Raw genomic sequence first — 20,286 nt, 5'->3', positions numbered from 1 at the left:
AACTCACGTCCCGGCAGCGCCATCGTCAGATGACTCGCGCTGCCAGCAAGCATTGCGCGCGACCAGTTCCCGAACGAGCGCCCAATCGGCATGCTCGCAAAAGTCGATCATCAACGTGCCGCACGGCCCCGCGTATGCGGCCAACCGCTCAAGCAGCATCGCATTGATTCCGCATTGACCGCCGCGTACACCGCCGCACGCCACGCGAAAGGGATTCGCGCCCATGCCGGTGCCGCTGCAAAAATTGAGCACCCAGCGCTGCACCGCAAGGCGCGCCGTGTGTTCGAGCAATGCCTCGATGCGGCGAAATTTGTAGTCGATGGCGCGCTCGACCGGCACGCGATACTCGTCCTGAATGGCGAACGATGCGCCGGGCGCGTCGATATCGAACGTTGCGTTATCCGGCCACGCCGTGAGATCGATGCCCAGCGGCCCGCTCGCCGCGTGCGAATGACCGAAACGCCGCAACACCACAATGCGCCCACGCACATCGCCAAGAACAGGAATCCTGTCACCGAGATACCACCGCACGTGCGGGGCGTAGCTGTCGACGTAAGACGCAAAGGTCTGCGCGAAACTGCGCGAGCAGTGCTGGTCGCCGCATTCGTCCTTGATCGACATGACGATGCACTCGCCGGGATGCCGGGCGAAGAACGCCGCGCACGTCACGATGACGTCGTCGAACGTCAACCCCAACGCCACGCGTTGATGGTTGATGTGAAACACGTCGTCTTCGTGACGGCAACGAATGTCGAGCACCCGCACACCGCGCGCCAACTGAACGGCAAGGCTCGCCCCCTGTGTTTTCACAAGCGCGTCGTCTACCGTATAGGCGCAGGTGTCGTGACTGCCGGGCAAAGTCAGGCGATTAAGCGCGATATCCTCGGGCAGTGCCGTCATCCAGTCGGCCATGCCCGCACCGGTCAGCTCAATTGGCATCAGGTTCATAGGAGATCATTTCCCCGGCGCCTTTCGGCGACCGGCATCGTACGTGTTACCGTTGCATCTCGTTTCGTCGTCATCTTCCTGCCCCATTCTTCGGGCACGCTGCGCGAAGCAAGCTTTGCGTCTCCTTACTCGCCACGCCATGCCGAAGAAACAAACGTCCTGGGTCACCGCTGCCGATGTCGCTCGTCAGGCGGGTGTCTCGCGTTCCGCCGTATCGCGCGCCTTCTCACCCGCGGCCAGCATCGCCCCCGAGACCCGGGAGCGCGTCATGGAAGCGGCTCGCTCGCTCGGCTACCAGGTCAACCTGATCGCGCGCGAGATGATCATGCAACGCAGTAGCATGGTCGGAGTCGTCACCGCCGGATTCGAAAACCCGTTTCGTGCGAAGCTCCTCGCACACATCATTGCCGCGCTCGGACGCCACAAGCTCACCCCCATCGTGGTGAATGCCGACGACCCGGTGCAGATCCGGCAATCGCTCGACATGCTGCTGAGCTACCGGATCGGCGGCGTCATCATGACCTCTGCGTCTTCCCCGCTCGGTCTCGCGCGCCAATACCTCGAAGGCGAAATCCCGGTGGTGATGATCAACCGCGCATCGAATCTGCCGGGCGCCGATGTCGCCGTCAGCGACAACGCCGCAGGCGCCAGCCTCGCGGCGCACATGCTGATCGACGCCGGCGCTACGCGTCTGACTTTCGTCGGGCCGACACGACCGAGCTACAGCGGCAAGGCGCGTTGCACCGGCTTCCTGCGCGCAATCCGAAACATTGCCAACGCCGACCCGCATCGCGCACGCCACGTCGACACGCACAGCACGACCGGCGACACCTACGAGTGCGGCGTCGCGGCCGCGCACGCCCTGCTCTCGCAGGCCTCGCGGCCCGACGGCGTCTTCTGCTCGTCCGACCTGCTGGCGCTCGGCTTCATCGATACCGCTCGTCGGCACTTCGCGATGCGGGTGCCGGAAGACGTGCGCATCGTTGGCTTCGACGACATTCCAGCGGCGAGCTACGGGAACTATCAACTCTGCACCATCGCGCAAGACACCCATGCACTGGCCGACACCGCGACCGACATGCTCATCGAGCGGATGAACGCCTATTCCGGTGCGTCCCGCACCCGCGTCGTGCCCGTGACCCGCGTGGTGCGCCACAGCTGTGGCCTCACGCCGACGAATCGACTTCCCTGACGATCATTTGAGTCCGCCGGAAAAGCCGCGCAGCAAATACCGTTGCACGTATCCGGCCACAGCGAGCGTGGGCAGCGACGCCATCAACCCCACGCTCATCAGATCGCCCCAGTCGATGCCGTTCTCCGTCACGTAGCCCGCCACGGCAAGCGGCAACGTAAAGCGGCTCGGCGACGAGACGAACAACAAGGCGAGCAGAAATTCGTTCCATGCGGCGATCAGCACGAAAATCGCCGTGGCTACGAGCCCGGGCGCGCATAGCGGCAGCATGATGTGCACGAGCCGCTGGACGAGCCCTGCGCCGTCGATACACGCGGCCTCGTCGTAATCCACCGGAATCTCCCGCACGAACGAGAGCAGCATCCAGACGGCGAGCGGCAATGTGTATACCTGATAGACCAGCATCAGGCCGACTTCGGAATCGAGCAGGTGCAGTGTCTTCGCCAGGGAAAACAGCGGCACGGCCACGGTAATCGGCGGCATCAGCTTCACGGCGAGTACGAGCATCAGAAACACGATGTCGAGACGCCCCGGGAACTGCATGCGCACCAGCGCGTACGCCGCCGGAAACGCCAGCGAGAGCGAAAGCAACGTCGTGCCGACGCTCACCAGCAGCGAGTTGAGCATCTGACGACCGATGCCGCTCTCCCACACCGCCTGGAAGTGCTGCAACGTCGGTGCATGCGGCCACAGGGCGAGCGGACGATCGAGACGCTCCAGCGTCGGCATGAACGCCGCGCCGAGCATCCAGATACACGGCAGGAGCATCAGGATCAGCGCAGCCATACGCAACGTCCAGAGCGCCGCGTGCTGTCCCGATGGTCGAAGCGCTTGAAGCACTTGAAGCACTTGAAGCGCTCGAAGCCCTCGAAGCGCTCGAAGCGCTCGAAGCGCTCGAAGTGCCGGTGTGCGCGTCTGCTCAGCCTGCCAAGGCTGCGCAATGGCAGAACTCGCATCCGTGACTGAAGACGCAGCGCGCGCGGAAGACGCGGGGTTCGTCATACGATCGGTCATACCGTTCATCGCGCCCTCGGCTTTCGAATCGACATCCACACGTTGACCGACACCAGTACCGACGCCACGAGCAACATCAACACCGAAGCCGCACCGGCCGGTCCCACACTGAAAAAGCGAAAGCCTGTGTCGTAGACGTAGGTCGACAACGTCTGCGTGGCGTTCCCCGGACCACCACCGGTGAGCGCGTAGACCTTGTCGAACAGCTTGAACGTGTCGATCGAGCGCAACAGCAGGGCCAGGACAAACTGTGGCACGAGCAGCGGCAGCGTGATATCGCGCAGACATTGCCATTCGCTCGCGCCGTCGGTGCGCGCCGCCTCGTACAACTCGGGATCGATGGACTGAATGCCGGCGAGAATGATGAGAAACGCCATCGGTGTCCACTGCCAGACGTCCACGAGAATGAGCGACCAGATCGCCATCCCCGGATCCGAGAGCCATGGCACGCCGGACATGCCGAACTTCGCGAGCCATGCGTTCAGGAACCCGCCGAAATTCAGCCAGTTGCGCCAGATGGCGGAGCACACGAGCGTCGAGAGCATCATCGGCAGGATCAGCAACGGCATGACGAAGCGCCGCCCGCGAAACGCCCGCGAGAACAACAGCGCCAACGCACCACCGAGCGCCACCTCGCATACCGAGGCGACGACGGTGAAATGCACCGTATTGAAGAAGCTCGCTGAAAAGTTGTCGTCGGCGAGTACCGTCCGATAATTCTGCAGTCCTGCAAACGCCCGGTGCCCGGAGGCGTAGTCGACATGAAAGAACGAATCGACCAGCACCCGCAGCACCGGATACAACGCCAGCACGGCGATCACGGCAAACGCCGGTCCAACGAGCCAGACCAGGGGCAACCAGCGACGTACGGCACGCATGGAATCGTCCAATGCCCGAATGGCGTGATCAGTTGGCTGCGGTGGCAATCACCGGTGCGATTTTCTGCGACGCCTGTCGCAGCGCCGCCTCCGGCGTGAGTTGTCCGGTGAGCACCAGTTGCAGCGAATCGCCCAGCAGACTTTCGATCTGCTCCCAGTTTTTAACTCGCGGACGTGCGCGGCCCGCTTCGAGCGCCTTCAATTGATCCGGGTACCAGCGGAATTGCTTCACCAGCGCGGGGTCTTCGAACACGCTCTTGCGGGTGGGGGGAATGCCCATCGCGGCCAGACGCGTCTGCGTCTCACGCGATGTCAGGTACGCGAGGAACGCCTGCGCCAGCGCAGCGTGCCGGGCGTCCTTCGGCACGGCCATCTGCCAGATGCCGAGCATGGGTGCCGATCCCTTCACTTGTCCGGGCGGTGCCTGCAAAGCAACCTCGCCGACAACGCGCGACTGCTTCGGATCGTCCAGCGCGGGCACCCACGCCGGCCACACTTCGATGGCCTGCGCGGCGGCGCCCTTCTGCAACGCATCGCGCACCTCGGCCGCACCGTAGACGGCAACGTCTTTGGGCGCATAGGCCTTGAGCGAGACGAACATCTTCAACGCGGCGAGCGCCTGCGGCGAATCGATCGCGACCTTCCCGTTCGTGTCGATCACGTCACCGCCGTAGGCCCACAGAATCGGCAGAAAGCCCGTAACGACCGGGTTGCCCTTCGTGCCACGGAATACGACGCCGGACACGCTGGTATCGGCGCTGGTCGCCTGCGCGATCTTCAACACGTCGTCCCAGGTGCGCGGGGCTTGCAGTTTGTACTTGGCGAGCAGGTCGCGACGGTAGGCGAACATTTCGACGTTGCCGACGACCGGCAAGGCGTACAGATTGCCGTTCGGTGCGCGCCCCAGCGCCACGGTGGACGCCACCATATCGGCATCGACCAGCGACGCGGGCAGCGGCTTGAGCCAGCCATTTGCCATGAATTCCGGCGACCAGGTGTCGTCCATCATCACGAGGTCGTAAGCGCCGGTCCCCTCGCGCATCGACAGCTTCAGCTTCTGATAGAGATTGGCATTGGGCAGTTTGAGCAACTCGATGTCGGCATCGGGATGCTGCTTCCTGAAGCCCGCCACGGCTTCGGCGAGGCCCTTGCCGTAAATGTCGTCGCGCCCGGCGATCACCAGATCGGCCGCACTCGCGCCTGCCGCCGCAACGAACAGACCGACGGAGGCGGCGACGCAAGCAGCGCGCAGGCGGGTAAATGGTTTCATGCGATCTCTCACTGGGTTGACGACGTCGGTGGCCCTGCGATTGCACACGTGTGCAAATCCGGTACAGAAAATGGCCATTTGCATGGCATGTCCGACATTCTGGCGAGGGATCGTTAAAGAATTGTGGCAGCGAGTCAGGCGCTGCCGACTGTCCAACGACTGTCCAACGAATGACCAACGAATGACCAACGAGGAACCAACGGAGGACCCACAGAGCATCATCAGCGGACCGTCAGGGGAACGCCAGGGCGTCTTGGGGCGCCCGCGTCCCTGTCTACGGTCAACGTCAGCGCACCTTAGGCATCCGGGCGCACGCCCTTGACCGTCGCTGCCGCGTGGCCTGCGGTATCGCTGCGGGGGTCGGTGTGCCGCCGCCCTGCCATCTCCGCGCTGCCAGGATCGCCCGCAGGCAACCGGTGGCTCTCGATGTCCTGAACGACCTGGATGGCAGTCGCGTCGATACCGTCGGTCAACGGCTTCGGATCGAGGCCGATACCCAGCACCATGACCGCCATCGCCCCCAGCAAGGCAAACTCGCGACGGCTCAGATCCTTGAGCGAGGCCACACGTTCATTGCCCACACGACCGAACATCACGCGCTTGTACATCCACAGTGTGTAGGCCGCGCTTAGCACGAGCGTCAGCGAGGCCAGCGCACCGATCCAGAAGTTGGCCTTGATGGCGCCCATCAGCACCAGAAACTCGCCCACGAAACCGGACGTGCCCGGCATGCCGACGTTCGCCATCGAAAACAGCATGGTGAACGCCGCGAAGCGCGGCATGGTGCTCGCCACCCCGCCATATCCGTCGATCGACGCGCTGCCGGTGCGGTCGTACAACATGCCGGTGCACAACAGCATGGCGCCCGACACGATGCCGTACGAAATCATCTGCATGACCGCGCCGTCGGTGCCCATCTCCGAGAAGAGGAACAGGCCGAGGGTTACCAATCCCATGTGCGCCACGGCGGAATAGGCCAGCAGCTTGCGAAGATCGGTCTGCACCAGCGCCACCAGACTCGCGTAAATCACGGCGACGAGCGACAGCACCACCATCAGCGGCGCAAGGAAGTGACTGGCGTCGGGCAGCAGCGGCAAATTGAAGCGCAGCAATCCGTAGCCGCCGAGCTTGAGCATGCCGAGCATCACGGCAGCGCCTGTCGGCCCGTCGAGATGCACTTCCGGCAGCCACGTATGCACCGGCCACATCGGCACCTTGACCGAGAACGCGGCAAGAAATCCGATGAAGAGCATGACCTGCACGGCGAGCGGCAAATGCAGCGCCTGCCAGCGGGCCATGTCGAAGCTCTGCGTCTGCATGTACAGATACAGCATCGACACGAGCATCATCAGCGAACCGGTCAGCGAAAAGAAGAAGAATTTCACCGCCGCGCGGGTCTTGTTGGCGCGTCCATACACGCCGATCAGCAGGTAGAGCGGCAACAGCGTCGCTTCGAAGAAGACGAAGAACAGCATGCCGTCCTGCGCGGTAAATACGCCCTGCATCAGACCGGAGAGCACCAGGAAGCTGCCGAAGTACGCGCTCATGCGCGTGGTCACGGCACGCCACGAGGCCAGCACGACGATGATCGTGGTCACACCGGTCAGGGCAACGAGCCATAGCGAAATGCCGTCGATGCCCACATGCCACGACGCGTCGAACGAGTCGATCCAGCGAAAGCGCTCCACGAATTGCACGCGAGAGGCGCTGGTCTCGAACCCACGCACGAGCGGCACGATCGGCGCGGCCGACATCACGGCAGCGACGAGCGATGCCCAACGCACGGTATTGGGATGACGATCACGGCCGAGCAGCATGACGAGCGCGCCGGCGATGATGGGAAGCCAGATCAGGAGGGACAGGATGGGGAACATGAAGGGTCCTGGTGTGCCGCAACAAAAACGAGCGCAATTGCGCTATGTCGACGCGGCCACGGACGAACCTACCCCTCGCGCATCATTCGACGCGAAACGCGAAAATCAAGGCATATCAATGCCTGCGGAGGGGACGCCGGGCGCAGAGGCGTCAACGAAGGTGGCAAGCATACGCGCGTCAAATGTATTTTGCATCGCAGCAAATTTTACAAATGATTGCGAGTGTGTTGTCCGACTGGCCGGTCGGCGTTTGGTGTATCGCAGGCGGCCTTGCGCGACAAAGCGGGACAAAGCGGGACACGGAGAGCGTGCGAACGCAGCGCAAGCACGGAGAACGCGCGATCAATTGCCGCGCGTTACCGCAAGAGAATCGAAATCGAAACGTCGATCAGGCCTTCGGACGACGCAGATCGAACATCGGACCGATCTCGGCATAGTCGCCGAGATACCCGGCGCGCATGACCGGGTGCGCGCGGGCGGTGTCGAAGAGGCCATCGTCGTTCAGGAACTCGCGACGAATATGCACGCCGACCACCTGCCCCAACGTCAGCCAGTTGTTCATGGGCTTGCCGTCGAGGTCGTGCATGCGCACCACTTGCAGCAGTTTGCATTCGAGCGACGCAGGCGACTCGGCCACGTGCGGCACGCTCACATTGACGCCGGGCGCCTTGGTAAGGCCCGCGAGCTCGAACTCGTCCACCTCGTGCGGTACGGGCGCCGACGACTGATTCATCTGTTCGACGAGGGTTTTGCTCGTCAGATTCCAGACAAACTCGCGCGTGGCTTCGATGTTGGAGAGCGAGTCCTTGTAACCCTCGCTGCAAAACCCGATGATCGGCGGGAAAGTGGCGAATGCGCCGAAGAAACTGTAGGGCGCGAGATTGGCGCGGCCTTGCGCATCGCGGCTGGAAATCCAGCCGATCACGCGCGGCGCGACAATCGCCTTGAACGGGTCGTGCGACAGGCCGTGGCCTTTGGCCGGATCGTAGAAATGAACGTCGTCGGATTGGGACATGAGAATGGATAAGCGATGGAGTGTGGTATTGCGTCGATGCTATCGCACTCTGACGATCTGCGTTCGCCGTCCATTGTTTCCGATGGCCCGTCGCGCACCTCCCCAACGTGCAGACTTCAGCGGCAACGTCACGTCGATGCGCTGCGTCCCAGGCGCGCGATCAGGTCGCGGTGCATCGGCCATTGCGCGGCCAGCGCCGCCGGGTCGGCCATTTCGAAATCTTCGAAAGCGAAGCCCGGCGCGACGGTACATCCGACGAGTGCGTAATGTGTCGACGGCGGTGTCGACGGCGCCGGTTGTGCAGCAAACCAATGTCCGGCCGGCACGACATGCTGGAGCTGTTCGCCGCTCGCGACATCGTGACCGAGGCGCGTGGTAATCAGCTTGCCGTCCATATCGATCTCATGGATCAATAGCGTCCCGCCAAGGTGGAAATGCCAGACTTCGTCGCTGAGAATGCGATGGAATGCAGAAAAGTCACCGGCTTCGAGCAGATAGAGAATCGCAGTCGAGATACTGCGAGCGCCGGAGAATCCGCTCGGTAACGCTTGAGCGGCGACCGTCTCTGCGGCCCGATACGTCTCCCGATAATGTCCTCCCTCGGGGTGCGGCAACAGGCCAAGCGCAGCGACGAGATCGGCAGCGGAGAATGCGGCTGTGGACATAACGGACTCCTTGGAAAGTCTTCACACGATATCGCATGTCGCTATCGTCACGAAGGCAAACCCCGCGTGATTCGCCTGACAAAACAATGATTCCGACAGATAAAACAGGCCGCAAATCGATCACCGTGTCGCACCTACCCCGAACGGCGCATCGCGCAAGACCGAGCGCATAAACGCGGCCCGCATCGGCGAGATTTTTCGATTTGTGCGACGATTGCCGTTGCGTCGCGCCAGGCGACGCGTTTTTCATTGCACGCGCCGTTTTTGGCGCCGTCGGATCATGTCTGCCACACTCAAGATTGACTTTGTTTCGGATGTCGCCTGCCCGTGGTGCGCCATCGGCCTTGCCTCGTTGAAGACGGCACTTGCCCGTCTGGGTAACGAGGTCGACGCCGACCTGCACTTCAGCCCCTTCGAACTGAACCCCGACATGCCGGTGGAGGGCGTGCCGCTTGCCGACTACATGTCGCGCAAGTACGGTCTGTCGCCGGAGCAACTGGCGCAGAATCAGGCGAACATCAGTGCACGCGCCGCCGCAGAAGGTTTTCCGATGCGCATGGATTTGCGCACGCATGCGTACAACACGTTCGACGCGCACCGCCTGCTGCACTGGGCGCAGACGCTTGGCAACGACAAGCAACTCGCGCTCAAGGAAGCCCTGTTTCGCGCTTACTTCGTCGAGGGCAAGCGTACGAGCGATCCGGAAGTGCTGGTCGATGCTGCGCAACAGGTCGGGCTCGACGCCACACGTGCGCGCGAGATCCTGTCGACGCACGAGTACGCGGAGCAAGTCCGTGCGCTTGAGCGTCACTATCAGAATCTCGGCATCACCTCCGTGCCCGCGATTATCTTCAACAACCGCCATCTGGTGAGTGGCGGCCAGCCGCCCGAAGTCTTCGAGCAAGCCATTCGTCAGATTCTGGCCGAGGGCTGAACCGTCATGTCGTCGTTGCCCCCGACCGCCGCCCCCTCGACGGTGAGCGCCCCAGCGGCGCACTCGCACGAACCGCCCACGACCGGACGCGGGCTTGCCATGACGGCGATTCTCCTCGCCGTCTCGCTGGCCAGTCTCGATACCGCCATCGCCAATACGGCCCTGCCGCAAATGGCGCTCGATCTGAAAACCACGCCCTCGGCCTCGGTCTGGATCGTCAATGCCTATCAGCTGGCGATGGTCGCCACCTTGCTGCCGTTTGCCTCGTTGGGCGAGCGTGTCGGGCACAAGCGCGTTTTCATGTGGGGCGTGGCGCTGTTTCTCGTCGCGTCGCTGCTGTGTGCGCTGTCCCCTTCATTGGGCTTTCTCGCCGGCGCGCGCGTGCTGCAAGGGGTGGGTGCGGCGGCGGTGATGAGCGTCAATATTGCGCTCATTCGCTTCCTGTACCCGGCCGCGCAATTGGGACGCGGTGTCGGTCTCAACGCGCTGATCGTCGGCATCTCGTTTGCCATCGGGCCGACCGTGGCGTCGCTGGTGCTTGCGTTTGCGAGCTGGCCCTGGTTGTTCCTCATCAACGTGCCGACGGGATTGCTGGCGCTGGCGTTCTCGCGTCGCAATCTGCCGGACACCCCACGCAGCGAGCACAAGCCGGACATGATCGCCGCGCTGCTCAACGTGCTGACCTTCTCGCTGTTGATCTTCGCGCTGAGTCAGAGCGCGCAGCAGGCCGACTGGCATTTGACACTCGCCTGCTTCGTGGGCGCCCTCGTGTTCGGATGGGCATTGATTCGGCGTGAGCGCGGTCATCGTGCGCCGATGCTGCCGGTGGACCTGTTGCGCCTGCCCGCGTTCGCATTGTCCACGCTCACGGCGATCTGCGCCTTTGCCACGCAGGGGTTGGGGCTGGTGTCGTTACCCTTCTATTTCGAGAACGTGCTGCATCGCAGCCCGATCGAGACCGGGTTCCTGATGACGCCCTGGCCGTTCTTCGTGGCCGCTATTGCGCCGGTCGCCGGACGCTTGTCCGACAAGTACCCGCCGGGCGCATTGGGCGCCATCGGCCTGGCGATGCTCAGCGCCGGGATGGCCTTGCTGGCGATCATGCCGGAGCAGGCGCAGTTATGGGATATCGGCTGGCGCATGGCGTTGTGCGGTCTGGGTTTCGGCTTCTTTCAATCGCCGAACCTGAAGGCCTTCATGCACAGTGCGCCGCCGGAGCGCAGTGGCGGCGCGAGCGGGATGGTGGGCACATCGCGTCTGCTCGGACAGGCGACCGGCGCTGCGCTGGTCGCCCTGGCGCTCGGCCTGTTCGGCACGCACGGCTCGACGTGGGCACTGGCGTGGGGCGCCGTGTTTTCTGCGGCGGGATGTGTTGCGAGCGGAATGCGGTTGGTGGGCAAGCGCGCGCATTGATCCCGTCTGGCGTCACTGGAACGCAAAGCCCCGCCAAGGTGCGGGGCTTTGTGCGGTGGCGTCGTATTGACGACGTGTCACCTCGCGTGGTCGTCCACCCGTTTCCAGATCGAGATCGGCACGTCTCCATTCGGACGTGGCGTCACGCGATAGCTCAACACGTCGCCGTTCAATTCGAAATGGCGAGTCTGCGTTTGCCCTTCCCAATTCGGAAATGACGCGCTCCGGATGTGAAAGCTCAACGTGCCGGCCGCCGCGTCGACGTTCAGCGTGCCGAAGTGCGTGCTGGACCCGATGACGGCCGCCTTGTATTCCTCCGCGGAAGCAACGGCCTTATCCCCGGAGGCAAATTTCACTCGCTCCGATTTGAAGATTTGCAGCGAGTAATGACCTTGCGCGTCGATCACGAGCATTCCTTTCGGGTCGGCGCCGTAGTCGCGTGCGCGCGAACCGTCGGGGTGTTGAACGTCTGCCGCGACCAACGTCCATGTCCCTGCCAGCGCGCGTTGGTCCGTCTTCACGTCCGCTTGCGCGGCGTTCGCCGTCAGTCCACACGCCACAAGCATCGCGCCGATCGCGCTCCATTGGCACACCGTCTGAGCCTTCATGCCTCGTTTCCTTTTCCGATTGGGTTGGCACAGCGCGACAACCGTTGCCGCGCACCGCTGACGCTTCATTTCACGCGTCGATGCTACCTGCGCAAAACTTCAGTGGATGCGATAATTCGGCACTCTCAGTTCAGAGATTCTGCACAATGATGCAACCCAATCTCGACATGGATGCGCTGCGCACGTTGATCGCGACGCAAAAGCTTGGCAGCCTGAATCGGGCCGCGGAGCGGATCGGCCGGTCGCAATCTGCCGTCAGCCAGCAGATGCGAAAGCTCGAAGCACAGGTGGGGATGCCCCTGTTCCGGCGTAAAGGACGCGGCCTCGCGCTCACCGATGCCGGAGAAAAAATCGTCTCGTATGCGCATCGCATTCTCGATCTGAACGACGAGGCAGTCCGGTCGGTGCGCGCGGCGTCGGTCGAAGGCGTGGTGCGCTTCGGTTTGCCGGGCGACTTTGCAGAAACGTGGCTGCCAGCGGCGTTGGGGCAGTTCAAGAGGACGCATCCGGGTGTTCGCGTGGAAGTGGCGGTTGAGCGAAACGGTGCACTACTCGAACGGCTCGACCGGGGTGAGCTCGACATGGTGCTGGCAATGGGCTACGAGACGCGCGCCGATGCCGAACCGGTCGCCACACTGCCCATGACGTGGATCGGTCCGGCGCACGCGCATGGCGCGACGCGGCCGGGTGAGTCGGGTAAGCCGGGTGAGTCAGGTGAGCCGCTCGATCTGGCACTTTACAACGCGCCATGCTTTTTCCGGCGCGCCGGCCTGGCAGCGCTCGACAAGGCGGGTATTTCGTGGCGCGTCGCCTACACCACGGCGAGCATTCAGAGTTTGTGGTCAGGGGTTGCCGCAGGGCTCGGCATCACGCTGCGAACGGCCGCCGGACTACCTTCGACGTTGAAACCGCTCGGTGAACGGGATGGGCTTCCTGCGCTACCGGACGTTACGTTGTGTCTGCATGCCGCACATCAAGAAATGCCACCTGCGCTCGCGCACTTGAAGCAGACCATCGGGCAAGGCGTATTGGCAAACCTATCGGGTTGAGTCATCGGCGCACCTCCTAAGCTCGCGCAGCCAGCCGGGCGAGAGGCGTTGTCGACTTCACCAAGGCACGCCAGGTCTATTTCACAGACGCCGCATCACAAAAGATCGCGGCGCGCAGTTTCAGCGTTGCGAGCGACACCAGGATTACCGGCGTGCTTCCTGCATTCACCAGGGCAGGCATCGCCCGCGTCAACGTAACGATCGGTGAGGACGCCACACCGACCAAGGTGGCGCAAAGCACGATGGACCTCGGTGGTCAGTTCGGCCTGTTGTCAGTGCGCACGCGCGAATACGCGAACGAGTTTTTCATCGCGGATTCGAGTCAGTCACGAACCGTTGCGTAGAAGTACGCGGGGCGACGCAAAGCGCATCGCGAAGACAGACGATTCACCCGCGCGAACGACATCAATAGCGTTCCCACGCGACAACGGTTGTCGACATCGCCTCCCCCGGATCGTCTCTCACTCCACCGTCACCGACTTCGCCAGATTCCGCGGCTTGTCCACATCGGTGCCCCGTGCCACTGCGGCGTGATACGCGAGCAGTTGCATCGGAATGGTGTGCAGAATCGGCGAGAGCAGACCGTAGTGTTCGGTCAAGCGGATCACCTCGATATCGGGTCCGGGCGATAGCCCGCAATCGCTATCCGTAAAGACGTAGAGCTTGCCATTGCGCGCACTCACTTCGTGCATATTCGATTTCAGTTTTTCCAGCAACTTGTCGTTGGGCGCCACCGCCACCACCGGCATCTCGTCACTCACCAACGCCAGCGGTCCATGCTTGAGCTCGCCGGCCGGATACGCTTCCGCGTGGATGTACGAAATCTCTTTCATCTTCAGCGCGCCCTCCATCGCCACCGGATAATGCAGCCCCCGCCCGAGGAAAAGGATGTCCTGTCGGCGCGTCAACTGTTCCGCCCAGCCGATGATCTGCGGCTCCAGTGCGAGCACCTTGGCAATCGCATCCGGCAGATGACGCAACGCCTTGAGATGCCGCTGCTCATCCGCCTCGGACAGACGATTGCGGGTTTGCGCCAACGTCAACGCCAGAATGAACAGCGACACCAATTGCGTCGTGAACGCCTTGGTCGAGGCCACGCCGATCTCCACCCCTGCCCGCGTGAAAAACGTCAAGGCGCATTCGCGCGCCAACGCACTCGTCGCCACGTTGCAGATCGCCAGGGTATGCAACATCCCCCGTTGCTTCGCCACGTGCACGGCGCCCAGCACGTCCGCCGTCTCGCCGCTCTGTGAGACAGCGACGACGAGCGTCCTCTCGTTCGGCACACTGTCGCGATAGCGATACTCGCTAGCAATCTCCACACTCACCGGCACCTGCGCCAGACTCTCGATCCAGTACTTCGCCGTCAACGCCGCGTGATAACTCCCGCCGCACGCCAGCAACAGCACCGAATCCACCGCGTTGAACACACGCCATGCGTTGTCGCCGAACAACTCCGGCATGATCGAGGTCACGTCGAGCAACGTGTCGGCCACCGCGCGCGGTTGCTCGAAAATCTCTTTCTGCATGTAATAACGATACGGCCCGAGATCCGCCGCACCGCTGTGCGCCGCCACCTGGTTCACGGCGCGCTCGACACGTTGCCCCTGCGCATTCACCACCCAGTAGCGATGCAACTGTACATCCGCCACGTCGCCGTTCTCCAGATACACGATGCGATCGGTAACGTTCGCGAGCGCAATCGCATCGGAGGCCAGAAAGTTCTCACCGTCGCCAACGCCGACAATCAGCGGCATGCCGTCGCGTGCGCCCACCAGCCGATGCGGTTCGTCACGGCAGATCACAGCGATCGCATAGCTCCCGCACAATTGAGCGGCGGCCGCTTTGACTGCCTCGAACAAATCGCCGTCGTAGAGATGATCGATCAGATGCGCGATGACTTCGCTGTCCGTCTGGCTCGCGAATGTGTAGCCCTGCGTCACCAGCATGGCGCGCAATGCCTCGTGATTCTCGATGATGCCGTTGTGCGACAGCGCGATGCGCGGTGTCTGCGCGTTCGGCGAGAAGTGAGGATGGGCGTTGTCGGTAATCGGCTTGCCGTGCGTCGCCCAGCGCGTGTGCGCAATCCCTGTGTACCCCGCAAGCCCGAGCCGTGCCACCTCCTGCTGCAGATTCGCTACACGCTCGACGCTGCGCGCCCGAACCAGGTCGCGGTCACGATACAGCGCAACGCCGCATGAGTCATACCCGCGATACTCAAGGCGCTTCAACCCGTCGACCAGATTGGGCACGATGTCCCGTTGCGCCACCGCGCCGATGATTCCACACATAACGCTTCTCCAGAAGGATTCGTTGCCAGCCAGTGAAGCGATGGTAGAGTCGTCGAACTGAAATTAATCTTCAACGTTTACATCGAAATGAAATTAAAATTCATGCACTGCATGAGGTGAAATTAAATTTCATTCACTTCGTGCCACAGGAATCGACATGCCGCCTCTCACCCTCGACGATCTGGACTTGCGTATCCTGGGCGTACTTCAGACCGACGCCTCCATTTCGAATCTGGAATTGTCGCGACGCGTCCATGCGTCTGCACCGACATGCTTGCGACGCGTACGCGTACTCAGAGAGGCCGGGATCATTGCCCGCCAGATCGCCATCATCGACACCGCGAGGCTCGGCCCGACGCTGCGCGCCGTCGTCGAAGTGAGCCTGGACAGGCAAGCCGCTGAGGACTACGACGCCTTCGAAGCCTACATCTGCGAAGAACCCGCCGTGACGCAGTGCTACCGCGTTTCGCCGGGACCGGACTTCGTGCTCATTGCCGAGGTGCCCGACATGGCCGCCTACGACGAGCTCGCGCGCCGCATCTTCAAAAGCGCCGCCAACATTCGCAACGTACGCACGTTCTTTTCGACCCGTTGCGCCAAGTTCGAAGCGAATGCGCCGGTTCATGCGAAAGCGTCTCGCTGAATGAAAATGTTCATTTGAACATCCGACATCGTCATTTGAATGTCATTCTCGGCTGTCAAAGTGGCGCCCATTCCAGAACGAATGGGCAACGCCCGACCGCCCGATGGACCTTTCCGAACGTCAGACCCGTATCGTCGCGCTCTTTCGCCAGCATGGAGAGATGAGCGTTGACGCCCTCGCCGACCACTTCGGCGTAGCAACGCAAACGATTCGCCGCGATGTAAACACGTTGTGCGACGCGAACGTGCTGCGTCGCTATCACGGCGGCGCGCGTCTCATGCCCCCCGGCACGAATCAGCCATACGAGGTGCGCCGGGTGCGCAATCTCGAAGGGAAGCTGCGTATCGGACATGCCGCCGCCGAGCGCATTCCGGACGGCGCGACCGTGCTGCTGGGCATCGGCACCACGCCGGAACAGGTCGCCGTCGCCCTGATGCATCGCAAACGCCTGTGCGTCATTACGAACAACCTGCGTGCGGCGCTCGTGCTTGCCAACAATCCCGAACATCGCGTGATCGTGCCCGGTGGCGAATTGCGCTCGCCCAATCCCGAGATTCTCGGCGACGAAGCGGACCGGCTGTTTCGTGCTTATCGGGCCGACGTGGGCGTGTACAGCGTTGGCGGTATCGACGACGACGGCACGCTGCTCGATTACGACCGCCATGAAGCGGCGTCGCGCGAAGCGCTGCGTGAGGCCAGCCGGTATCGCATGCTTGTGGCCGACGCCTACAAATTCACGCGCAAGCCGAGCGTGCGCGGCGGTCAGCTCGCCGAGCAGGACCTTGTGATTACGGATGCGCCGGTGCCCGACACGTTGCGTCAGCGCCTGCCGATCGCATCGCCGGAAATCCTTGTTGTCTGAACCCGTCGCCACCACACCTCATTTCGCATGCCCACGTCCCCGTTCACGCCCGCCCTCGCAACGAGATCGCCCACCATGCCATCCATCCCCATGCGTTCGTTCAACTGGCGCGTAGCCGCTATCGGTGCGAGCGTCGCCGCCTGTCTTTTCGGTGCGGTGATGCCGCTCGCGGCCAGTGCGACCCCGCTCATCGTCGCGCATCGCGGCGGGACCGGCGATACGCCGGAAAACACGGTGCAAGCCTTTACCAACGCACTGCAAAACGGCGCGCAAGCCTTGTGGATGACCGTGCAGGTCACGCGCGACGGCGTACCGGTGATGTACCGCCCGGCCGATCTTTCCGCACTGACCGACGGTCGCGGCAAACTTGCCGACCTCGACTATACCGACGTGAAGCGGCTCAACGCCGGCTATGCCTTTGCTCGCAAGGACGCGGCGGGCCAGACGGTCTACCCGTATCGCGACCACCCCCTGCCCATCCCCACGCTGCGGGAGGCGCTCGCCGCTGTCCCCGCAGACGTCCCCGTGCTGCTCGACATGAAGCAGACGCCCGCGGCACCGCTGGTCGAAGCCGTCATCAAGGTGCTCGACGACATGCATGCGTGGTCACGCGTGCGTCTCTACTCCACGGAAGCCGAGGCTACCGACCGCATGCGTGAGCGCCGCCCGCAAGCCCAGTTGTTCGAATCGCGCGACGCAACACGCAACCGACTCGTTGCCGCAGCGCTGGCTGGTCAATGCACCACCCCGCCGGCGCCGGGCACGTGGGCCGGCATCGAGTTCCATCGTCAGGTCGAAGTGGTCGAGCGTTTCACGCTGGGCGAAGGCATCTCGAAGGTCGTCGCCAACTGGTGGACGCCCGCCGCCGTGCAGTGCTTCAAAGCGCGCGGCAACGTGCATCTCGTCGCGTTCGGTATCGAAACGCCGCAGGACTTCGAAGCCGCGTCGCAATTGGGGTTCGATGCGGTGATGACCGACTCGCCCGCTCGTTTGCGCGACGCGCTGACCAGGCAAGGCAAGGACATCGCCAGGTAACTCGACGAGGGCGACGCGCACAACGCGCAGCACCGCCGCAGGGACCTCTTTCCCCACGCCCGGCGGCGGCACGCACATCGGATATCCCTCGTCGGTGGCAACGTCTGCGAGGGGAACTCGGGAATTTTGTACTTAGTACTTCTAATTTATGAATCGATTCGCCAATCCGGGACATGACACCGGAACGCGGATCGCCTTTTTTGACTTCCCCGTCAGAACTCACTCAGGAAACACACCATGAAGTCTTTCGCGAAATCTCTCGCGCTTGCGCCGCTCTCCCGCGCCGCCGTGCTGGTGATCGGCTGCAGTACCGCCACGCTCGCCTGCGCCCAGTCCAACGTTACGCTCTACGGGATCGTCGACGGCGGCATTGGCTATGCCAGCAACGTGGCATCGGTCACGCGTGCGGGCGCGGCAGGACGTCCCGCTGTCCTGACCGGCGCGTCGAACTACGCGTTCCAGAGCGGCACTTGGCAGGGCAGCCGCTGGGGCATTCAGGGCTCGGAAGATCTGGGCGGCGGATTGAAAGCGCTGTTCCGTCTCGAGAATGGCTTTAACATCGGTAACGGCACGGCCAGCCAGGGGGGCGCAGAGTTCGGCCGTCACGCCTATGTCGGTTTGCAGGACAAAGCTTATGGCACCGTCACGCTGGGTCGTCAGTACGATCCGCTGATCGATCTCGTCGGCTCGGTGGGCGGCACCGCCCTGCTCTCGGGCGTGGGCGCACACCCGGGCGACGTCGACAATCTCGACCACAGCTCGCGCGTCAACAACAGCGTGAAATACCGGTCGCCGACGTGGGGCGGATTCACCTTCGGGGCGATGTACGGCTTTGGCGGCCAGCCCGGCACGATGGGGCGTCAGAACACCTGGGGCTTCGCCGGCCAGTATGCCAACGGCCCGCTGACGTGGGGCGTCGGCTACTCGCACGCCAACAACGACAAGGCGAGCGCCACGGATACGACCATCGGGAGTTGGGCAGGCTCGTCGGAATCGGCCTTTGCGTCGTCCATCAACGCCGGATATGCCAGCGCCAGATCGCGTGACATCGTCGCCACCGCCATGACGTACCAGTTCGGCAACACCACGCTCGGCGCAAACTACAGCCACACGGAGTACTCGGCGGGCACGTACTCGCGCTTCACGCGCACGGCCAAGTTCGACACGGTCGGCGTGCTGGGCATGTATCGCTTCACGAATGCGTTCCGCTTCGGCGGCGGATACAGCTTCACGAACGTGAATGCCCCGGCGGCGAATGCATCAGGCGCGAAATACCATCAGTTCAACCTCGCCGCGTTCTACAACCTGTCCAGGCGCACGGAGCTGTATGCATTGGCGGGATACCAGAAGGCATCGGGGAACACTCTCGACGCCTACGGCAACGTGGTCGACGCCACGGCGTCGGTGGGCGATGCGGCCAACGGCATGTCGTCTGCCACCAGCTCGCAGACGGTCGTGCGTCTGGGCGTCAGTCACGTGTTCTAAGCCGAAATGAAAATCTGGCTGGCGACGGGCCACGCGCACGCAGTCCCAGCCAGAGCTCGGCCTGCGAGCAAGGTAATGTCATGACGGCGCCGGAGACGACAATATCCCGACGACGACACCGATGACCGCGCGTTCGTCCAGCGATTACGCTGCCTGCGCGGGCAACACAGGCTCGAACTGCACGCGCGGTCGCGGCAACGTCGTGACCGCATGCATCTGGGCGCGCAGCCAGTCGCGCGGGCTGCTGCCCGTCTTGCGCCGGAAAGCGCGCGCCAGCGCCGAGGCGCTGTCGTAACCCACTTCCTGCGCTACACGCGCGATCGGCTGACCGTCACGCAAACGCTTCTGCGCCAGCCCGATGCGCCAGTCCAGCAGATAATCCGCCGGCGACTGCCCGACCACTTCGCGAAACTGTGCGGCGAAATTCGCCCGCGACATGTTCGCGGTGCTTGCCAACGTCTCTACCGTCCACGGCTCGCCCGGCTGGTTATGGATCACGTTCAACGCACGGGCGAGGCGCGGGTCGCCCAATCCGGCCAGCATGCCGAAGCTCACAAGACGATGCTCCAGCACGTGCCGCAACAGTTGAATGACCAGCAGTTCGAACAAGCGGTCCATCACGGCCAGGCGCCCGCAATTCTGTCCGAACGCTTCCGCGAACAGCCAGTTCAAGGTGAGTTCGAGCGTGGAAAGGGATTTCGTAGGCAGGACAAGGAAGTCAGGTAACGCGGCCACGAGCGGATTGTTGTGACCACCGTCGAACGACAACGAACCGCACACCAGTTCCGTGCGATCCGCTTCGCCTGAGAGCAATTGATGATGGTTGCGACGCGGAAAGAAGATCAGCGACGGCTCGTCGATCTGTCGTCGTGCGCCGTCTTCCGTGACCAGCGCCACTTCGCCCGAGCGCAGCAAGTGGAGATGCCCACCGTCATGCGCATCGATACCGTAGCTGGCGATACCACACATGCCGCCGCTATGAAACACACCGGCGCGAACGCCGAAATTCGAAATCAGGGTGGAGAGCCGGTCCATGGCGCACTCGTTGAAATAACCCGGTGCGCCGATTATGGAGGATTTATCAAACCCTTGCTTGGACCGGACCTACCC

General features: G+C 63.0%; 21 protein-coding genes. 10 read left to right on the top strand and 11 right to left on the bottom strand.

The window, feature by feature from the left end; all coding sequences use genetic code 11:
- Nucleotides 1-3 precede the first annotated feature (3 nt).
- Nucleotides 4-948, bottom strand: coding sequence for a phosphatidylinositol-specific phospholipase C (locus PCA31118_RS23745; protein ID WP_246190408.1), 945 nt, complete (start codon nucleotides 946-948; stop codon nucleotides 4-6).
- Nucleotides 949-1,087: 139 nt separating this feature from the next.
- Between PCA31118_RS23745 and PCA31118_RS23740 the strand changes: the two genes are divergently transcribed.
- Nucleotides 1,088-2,140, top strand: coding sequence for a LacI family DNA-binding transcriptional regulator (locus PCA31118_RS23740; protein ID WP_150627434.1), 1,053 nt, complete (start codon nucleotides 1,088-1,090; stop codon nucleotides 2,138-2,140).
- Nucleotides 2,141-2,143: 3 nt separating this feature from the next.
- On the opposite strand, the gene PCA31118_RS23735 is transcribed toward PCA31118_RS23740, so the two are convergent.
- Complete coding sequence (locus tag PCA31118_RS23735) at nucleotides 2,144-2,989, bottom strand: carbohydrate ABC transporter permease (protein WP_246190407.1); 846 nt, start codon at nucleotides 2,987-2,989, stop codon at nucleotides 2,144-2,146.
- On the opposite strand from PCA31118_RS23735, the gene PCA31118_RS27215 reads away from it, so the two are divergent.
- On the top strand, nucleotides 2,959-3,102 hold the full coding sequence (locus PCA31118_RS27215) for a hypothetical protein (protein WP_217431295.1): 144 nt from the start codon (nucleotides 2,959-2,961) through the stop codon (nucleotides 3,100-3,102). The genes PCA31118_RS23735 and PCA31118_RS27215 overlap by 31 nt on opposite strands.
- A gap of 57 nt (nucleotides 3,103-3,159) precedes the next feature.
- Here the strand turns inward: PCA31118_RS27215 and PCA31118_RS23725 are convergent, their stop codons facing one another.
- The 5 genes from PCA31118_RS23725 to PCA31118_RS23705 all read right to left on the bottom strand — a co-directional run bounded on the left by PCA31118_RS23725 (nucleotide 3,160) and on the right by PCA31118_RS23705 (nucleotide 8,856).
- Nucleotides 3,160-4,032 carry a carbohydrate ABC transporter permease gene (locus PCA31118_RS23725; RefSeq protein ID WP_150627432.1) on the bottom strand — a complete coding sequence of 291 codons (873 nt, stop codon included), beginning with the start codon at nucleotides 4,030-4,032 and terminating at the stop codon, nucleotides 3,160-3,162.
- A 28-nt stretch (nucleotides 4,033-4,060) separates the two neighbouring features.
- Nucleotides 4,061-5,302, bottom strand: a complete 1,242-nt coding sequence (locus tag PCA31118_RS23720; protein WP_150627431.1) for an ABC transporter substrate-binding protein — start codon at nucleotides 5,300-5,302, stop codon at nucleotides 4,061-4,063.
- A 296-nt stretch (nucleotides 5,303-5,598) separates the two neighbouring features.
- On the bottom strand, nucleotides 5,599-7,176 hold the full coding sequence (locus PCA31118_RS23715) for a complex I subunit 4 family protein (protein WP_150627430.1): 1,578 nt from the start codon (nucleotides 7,174-7,176) through the stop codon (nucleotides 5,599-5,601).
- A 388-nt stretch (nucleotides 7,177-7,564) separates the two neighbouring features.
- Nucleotides 7,565-8,191 carry a flavin reductase family protein gene (locus PCA31118_RS23710; RefSeq protein ID WP_150627429.1) on the bottom strand — a complete coding sequence of 209 codons (627 nt, stop codon included), beginning with the start codon at nucleotides 8,189-8,191 and terminating at the stop codon, nucleotides 7,565-7,567.
- A 128-nt stretch (nucleotides 8,192-8,319) separates the two neighbouring features.
- Nucleotides 8,320-8,856 (bottom strand): cupin domain-containing protein, encoded by a 537-nt coding sequence (locus tag PCA31118_RS23705; protein ID WP_150627428.1) that lies wholly within the window; start codon nucleotides 8,854-8,856, stop codon nucleotides 8,320-8,322.
- Nucleotides 8,857-9,136: 280 nt separating this feature from the next.
- Between PCA31118_RS23705 and PCA31118_RS23700 the strand changes: the two genes are divergently transcribed.
- Complete coding sequence (locus PCA31118_RS23700) at nucleotides 9,137-9,790, top strand: DsbA family oxidoreductase (RefSeq protein ID WP_150627427.1); 654 nt, start codon at nucleotides 9,137-9,139, stop codon at nucleotides 9,788-9,790.
- Here PCA31118_RS23700 and PCA31118_RS27530 read toward each other — a convergent pair.
- Nucleotides 9,769-9,891: a hypothetical protein gene (locus PCA31118_RS27530; RefSeq protein ID WP_281356303.1), complete on the bottom strand. Its 123-nt coding sequence runs from the start codon at nucleotides 9,889-9,891 to the stop codon at nucleotides 9,769-9,771. The two genes, PCA31118_RS23700 and PCA31118_RS27530, sit on opposite strands and share 22 nt — an antisense overlap.
- On the opposite strand from PCA31118_RS27530, the gene PCA31118_RS23695 reads away from it, so the two are divergent.
- Nucleotides 9,890-11,203, top strand: coding sequence for an MFS transporter (locus tag PCA31118_RS23695; protein ID WP_246190406.1), 1,314 nt, complete (start codon nucleotides 9,890-9,892; stop codon nucleotides 11,201-11,203). The two genes, PCA31118_RS27530 and PCA31118_RS23695, sit on opposite strands and share 2 nt — an antisense overlap.
- Before the next feature lie 77 nt (nucleotides 11,204-11,280).
- Here PCA31118_RS23695 and PCA31118_RS23690 read toward each other — a convergent pair whose 3' ends face one another.
- Nucleotides 11,281-11,811, bottom strand: a complete 531-nt coding sequence (locus PCA31118_RS23690; protein WP_150627425.1) for a lipocalin-like domain-containing protein — start codon at nucleotides 11,809-11,811, stop codon at nucleotides 11,281-11,283.
- A gap of 146 nt (nucleotides 11,812-11,957) precedes the next feature.
- Between PCA31118_RS23690 and PCA31118_RS23685 the strand changes: the two genes are divergently transcribed.
- Complete coding sequence (locus PCA31118_RS23685) at nucleotides 11,958-12,860, top strand: LysR substrate-binding domain-containing protein (RefSeq protein WP_150627424.1); 903 nt, start codon at nucleotides 11,958-11,960, stop codon at nucleotides 12,858-12,860.
- A gap of 152 nt (nucleotides 12,861-13,012) precedes the next feature.
- Complete coding sequence (locus PCA31118_RS23680) at nucleotides 13,013-13,204, top strand: hypothetical protein (protein WP_150627423.1); 192 nt, start codon at nucleotides 13,013-13,015, stop codon at nucleotides 13,202-13,204.
- A gap of 117 nt (nucleotides 13,205-13,321) precedes the next feature.
- Here PCA31118_RS23680 and glmS read toward each other — a convergent pair whose 3' ends face one another.
- Entirely contained in the window at nucleotides 13,322-15,151 is a 1,830-nt protein-coding gene (gene glmS / locus PCA31118_RS23675; RefSeq protein ID WP_150627422.1) for a glutamine--fructose-6-phosphate transaminase (isomerizing), read from the bottom strand.
- Nucleotides 15,152-15,308: 157 nt separating this feature from the next.
- Between glmS and PCA31118_RS23670 the strand changes: the two genes are divergently transcribed.
- The 4 genes from PCA31118_RS23670 (at nucleotide 15,309) to PCA31118_RS23655 (ending at nucleotide 19,176) form a co-directional block, all read left to right on the top strand.
- Nucleotides 15,309-15,794: an Lrp/AsnC family transcriptional regulator gene (locus tag PCA31118_RS23670; RefSeq protein ID WP_150627421.1), complete on the top strand. Its 486-nt coding sequence runs from the start codon at nucleotides 15,309-15,311 to the stop codon at nucleotides 15,792-15,794.
- A gap of 103 nt (nucleotides 15,795-15,897) precedes the next feature.
- Nucleotides 15,898-16,656: a DeoR/GlpR family DNA-binding transcription regulator gene (locus tag PCA31118_RS23665; RefSeq protein WP_150627420.1), complete on the top strand. Its 759-nt coding sequence runs from the start codon at nucleotides 15,898-15,900 to the stop codon at nucleotides 16,654-16,656.
- 75 nt (nucleotides 16,657-16,731) lie between these two features.
- Nucleotides 16,732-17,691, top strand: coding sequence for a glycerophosphodiester phosphodiesterase family protein (locus tag PCA31118_RS23660; RefSeq protein WP_246190405.1), 960 nt, complete (start codon nucleotides 16,732-16,734; stop codon nucleotides 17,689-17,691).
- A 237-nt stretch (nucleotides 17,692-17,928) separates the two neighbouring features.
- Complete coding sequence (locus PCA31118_RS23655; RefSeq protein ID WP_150627419.1) at nucleotides 17,929-19,176, top strand: porin; 1,248 nt, start codon at nucleotides 17,929-17,931, stop codon at nucleotides 19,174-19,176.
- Nucleotides 19,177-19,320: 144 nt separating this feature from the next.
- Here PCA31118_RS23655 and PCA31118_RS23650 read toward each other — a convergent pair whose 3' ends face one another.
- Entirely contained in the window at nucleotides 19,321-20,211 is an 891-nt protein-coding gene (locus PCA31118_RS23650; RefSeq protein ID WP_150627418.1) for an AraC family transcriptional regulator, read from the bottom strand.
- Nucleotides 20,212-20,286 lie beyond the last annotated feature (75 nt).

Origin of the sequence: Pandoraea captiosa, assembly GCF_902459775.1 — a bacterium.
GTDB lineage: Bacteria > Pseudomonadota > Gammaproteobacteria > Burkholderiales > Burkholderiaceae > Pandoraea > Pandoraea captiosa.
The sequence above is the reverse complement of the archived record's forward strand: the minus strand, read 5'-3'. Positions and strand labels throughout refer to the sequence as shown.

Coding starts and splice junctions, on each gene's coding strand:
- PCA31118_RS23685 (WP_150627424.1), top strand. CDS start 11,958: ATGATGCAACCCAATCTCGACATGGATGCGCTGCGCACGTTGATCGCG.
- PCA31118_RS23745 (WP_246190408.1), bottom strand. CDS start 948: ATGAACCTGATGCCAATTGAGCTGACCGGTGCGGGCATGGCCGACTGG.
- PCA31118_RS23710 (WP_150627429.1), bottom strand. CDS start 8,191: ATGTCCCAATCCGACGACGTTCATTTCTACGATCCGGCCAAAGGCCAC.
- PCA31118_RS23660 (WP_246190405.1), top strand. CDS start 16,732: ATGCCATCCATCCCCATGCGTTCGTTCAACTGGCGCGTAGCCGCTATC.
- glmS (WP_150627422.1), bottom strand. CDS start 15,151: ATGTGTGGAATCATCGGCGCGGTGGCGCAACGGGACATCGTGCCCAAT.
- PCA31118_RS23725 (WP_150627432.1), bottom strand. CDS start 4,032: ATGCGTGCCGTACGTCGCTGGTTGCCCCTGGTCTGGCTCGTTGGACCG.
- PCA31118_RS27530 (WP_281356303.1), bottom strand. CDS start 9,891: ATGGCAAGCCCGCGTCCGGTCGTGGGCGGTTCGTGCGAGTGCGCCGCT.
- PCA31118_RS23690 (WP_150627425.1), bottom strand. CDS start 11,811: ATGAAGGCTCAGACGGTGTGCCAATGGAGCGCGATCGGCGCGATGCTT.
- PCA31118_RS23695 (WP_246190406.1), top strand. CDS start 9,890: ATGACGGCGATTCTCCTCGCCGTCTCGCTGGCCAGTCTCGATACCGCC.
- PCA31118_RS27215 (WP_217431295.1), top strand. CDS start 2,959: ATGGTCGAAGCGCTTGAAGCACTTGAAGCACTTGAAGCGCTCGAAGCC.
- PCA31118_RS23705 (WP_150627428.1), bottom strand. CDS start 8,856: ATGTCCACAGCCGCATTCTCCGCTGCCGATCTCGTCGCTGCGCTTGGC.
- PCA31118_RS23665 (WP_150627420.1), top strand. CDS start 15,898: ATGGACCTTTCCGAACGTCAGACCCGTATCGTCGCGCTCTTTCGCCAG.
- PCA31118_RS23650 (WP_150627418.1), bottom strand. CDS start 20,211: ATGGACCGGCTCTCCACCCTGATTTCGAATTTCGGCGTTCGCGCCGGT.
- PCA31118_RS23655 (WP_150627419.1), top strand. CDS start 17,929: ATGAAGTCTTTCGCGAAATCTCTCGCGCTTGCGCCGCTCTCCCGCGCC.
- PCA31118_RS23700 (WP_150627427.1), top strand. CDS start 9,137: ATGTCTGCCACACTCAAGATTGACTTTGTTTCGGATGTCGCCTGCCCG.
- PCA31118_RS23720 (WP_150627431.1), bottom strand. CDS start 5,302: ATGAAACCATTTACCCGCCTGCGCGCTGCTTGCGTCGCCGCCTCCGTC.
- PCA31118_RS23670 (WP_150627421.1), top strand. CDS start 15,309: ATGCCGCCTCTCACCCTCGACGATCTGGACTTGCGTATCCTGGGCGTA.
- PCA31118_RS23740 (WP_150627434.1), top strand. CDS start 1,088: ATGCCGAAGAAACAAACGTCCTGGGTCACCGCTGCCGATGTCGCTCGT.
- PCA31118_RS23715 (WP_150627430.1), bottom strand. CDS start 7,176: ATGTTCCCCATCCTGTCCCTCCTGATCTGGCTTCCCATCATCGCCGGC.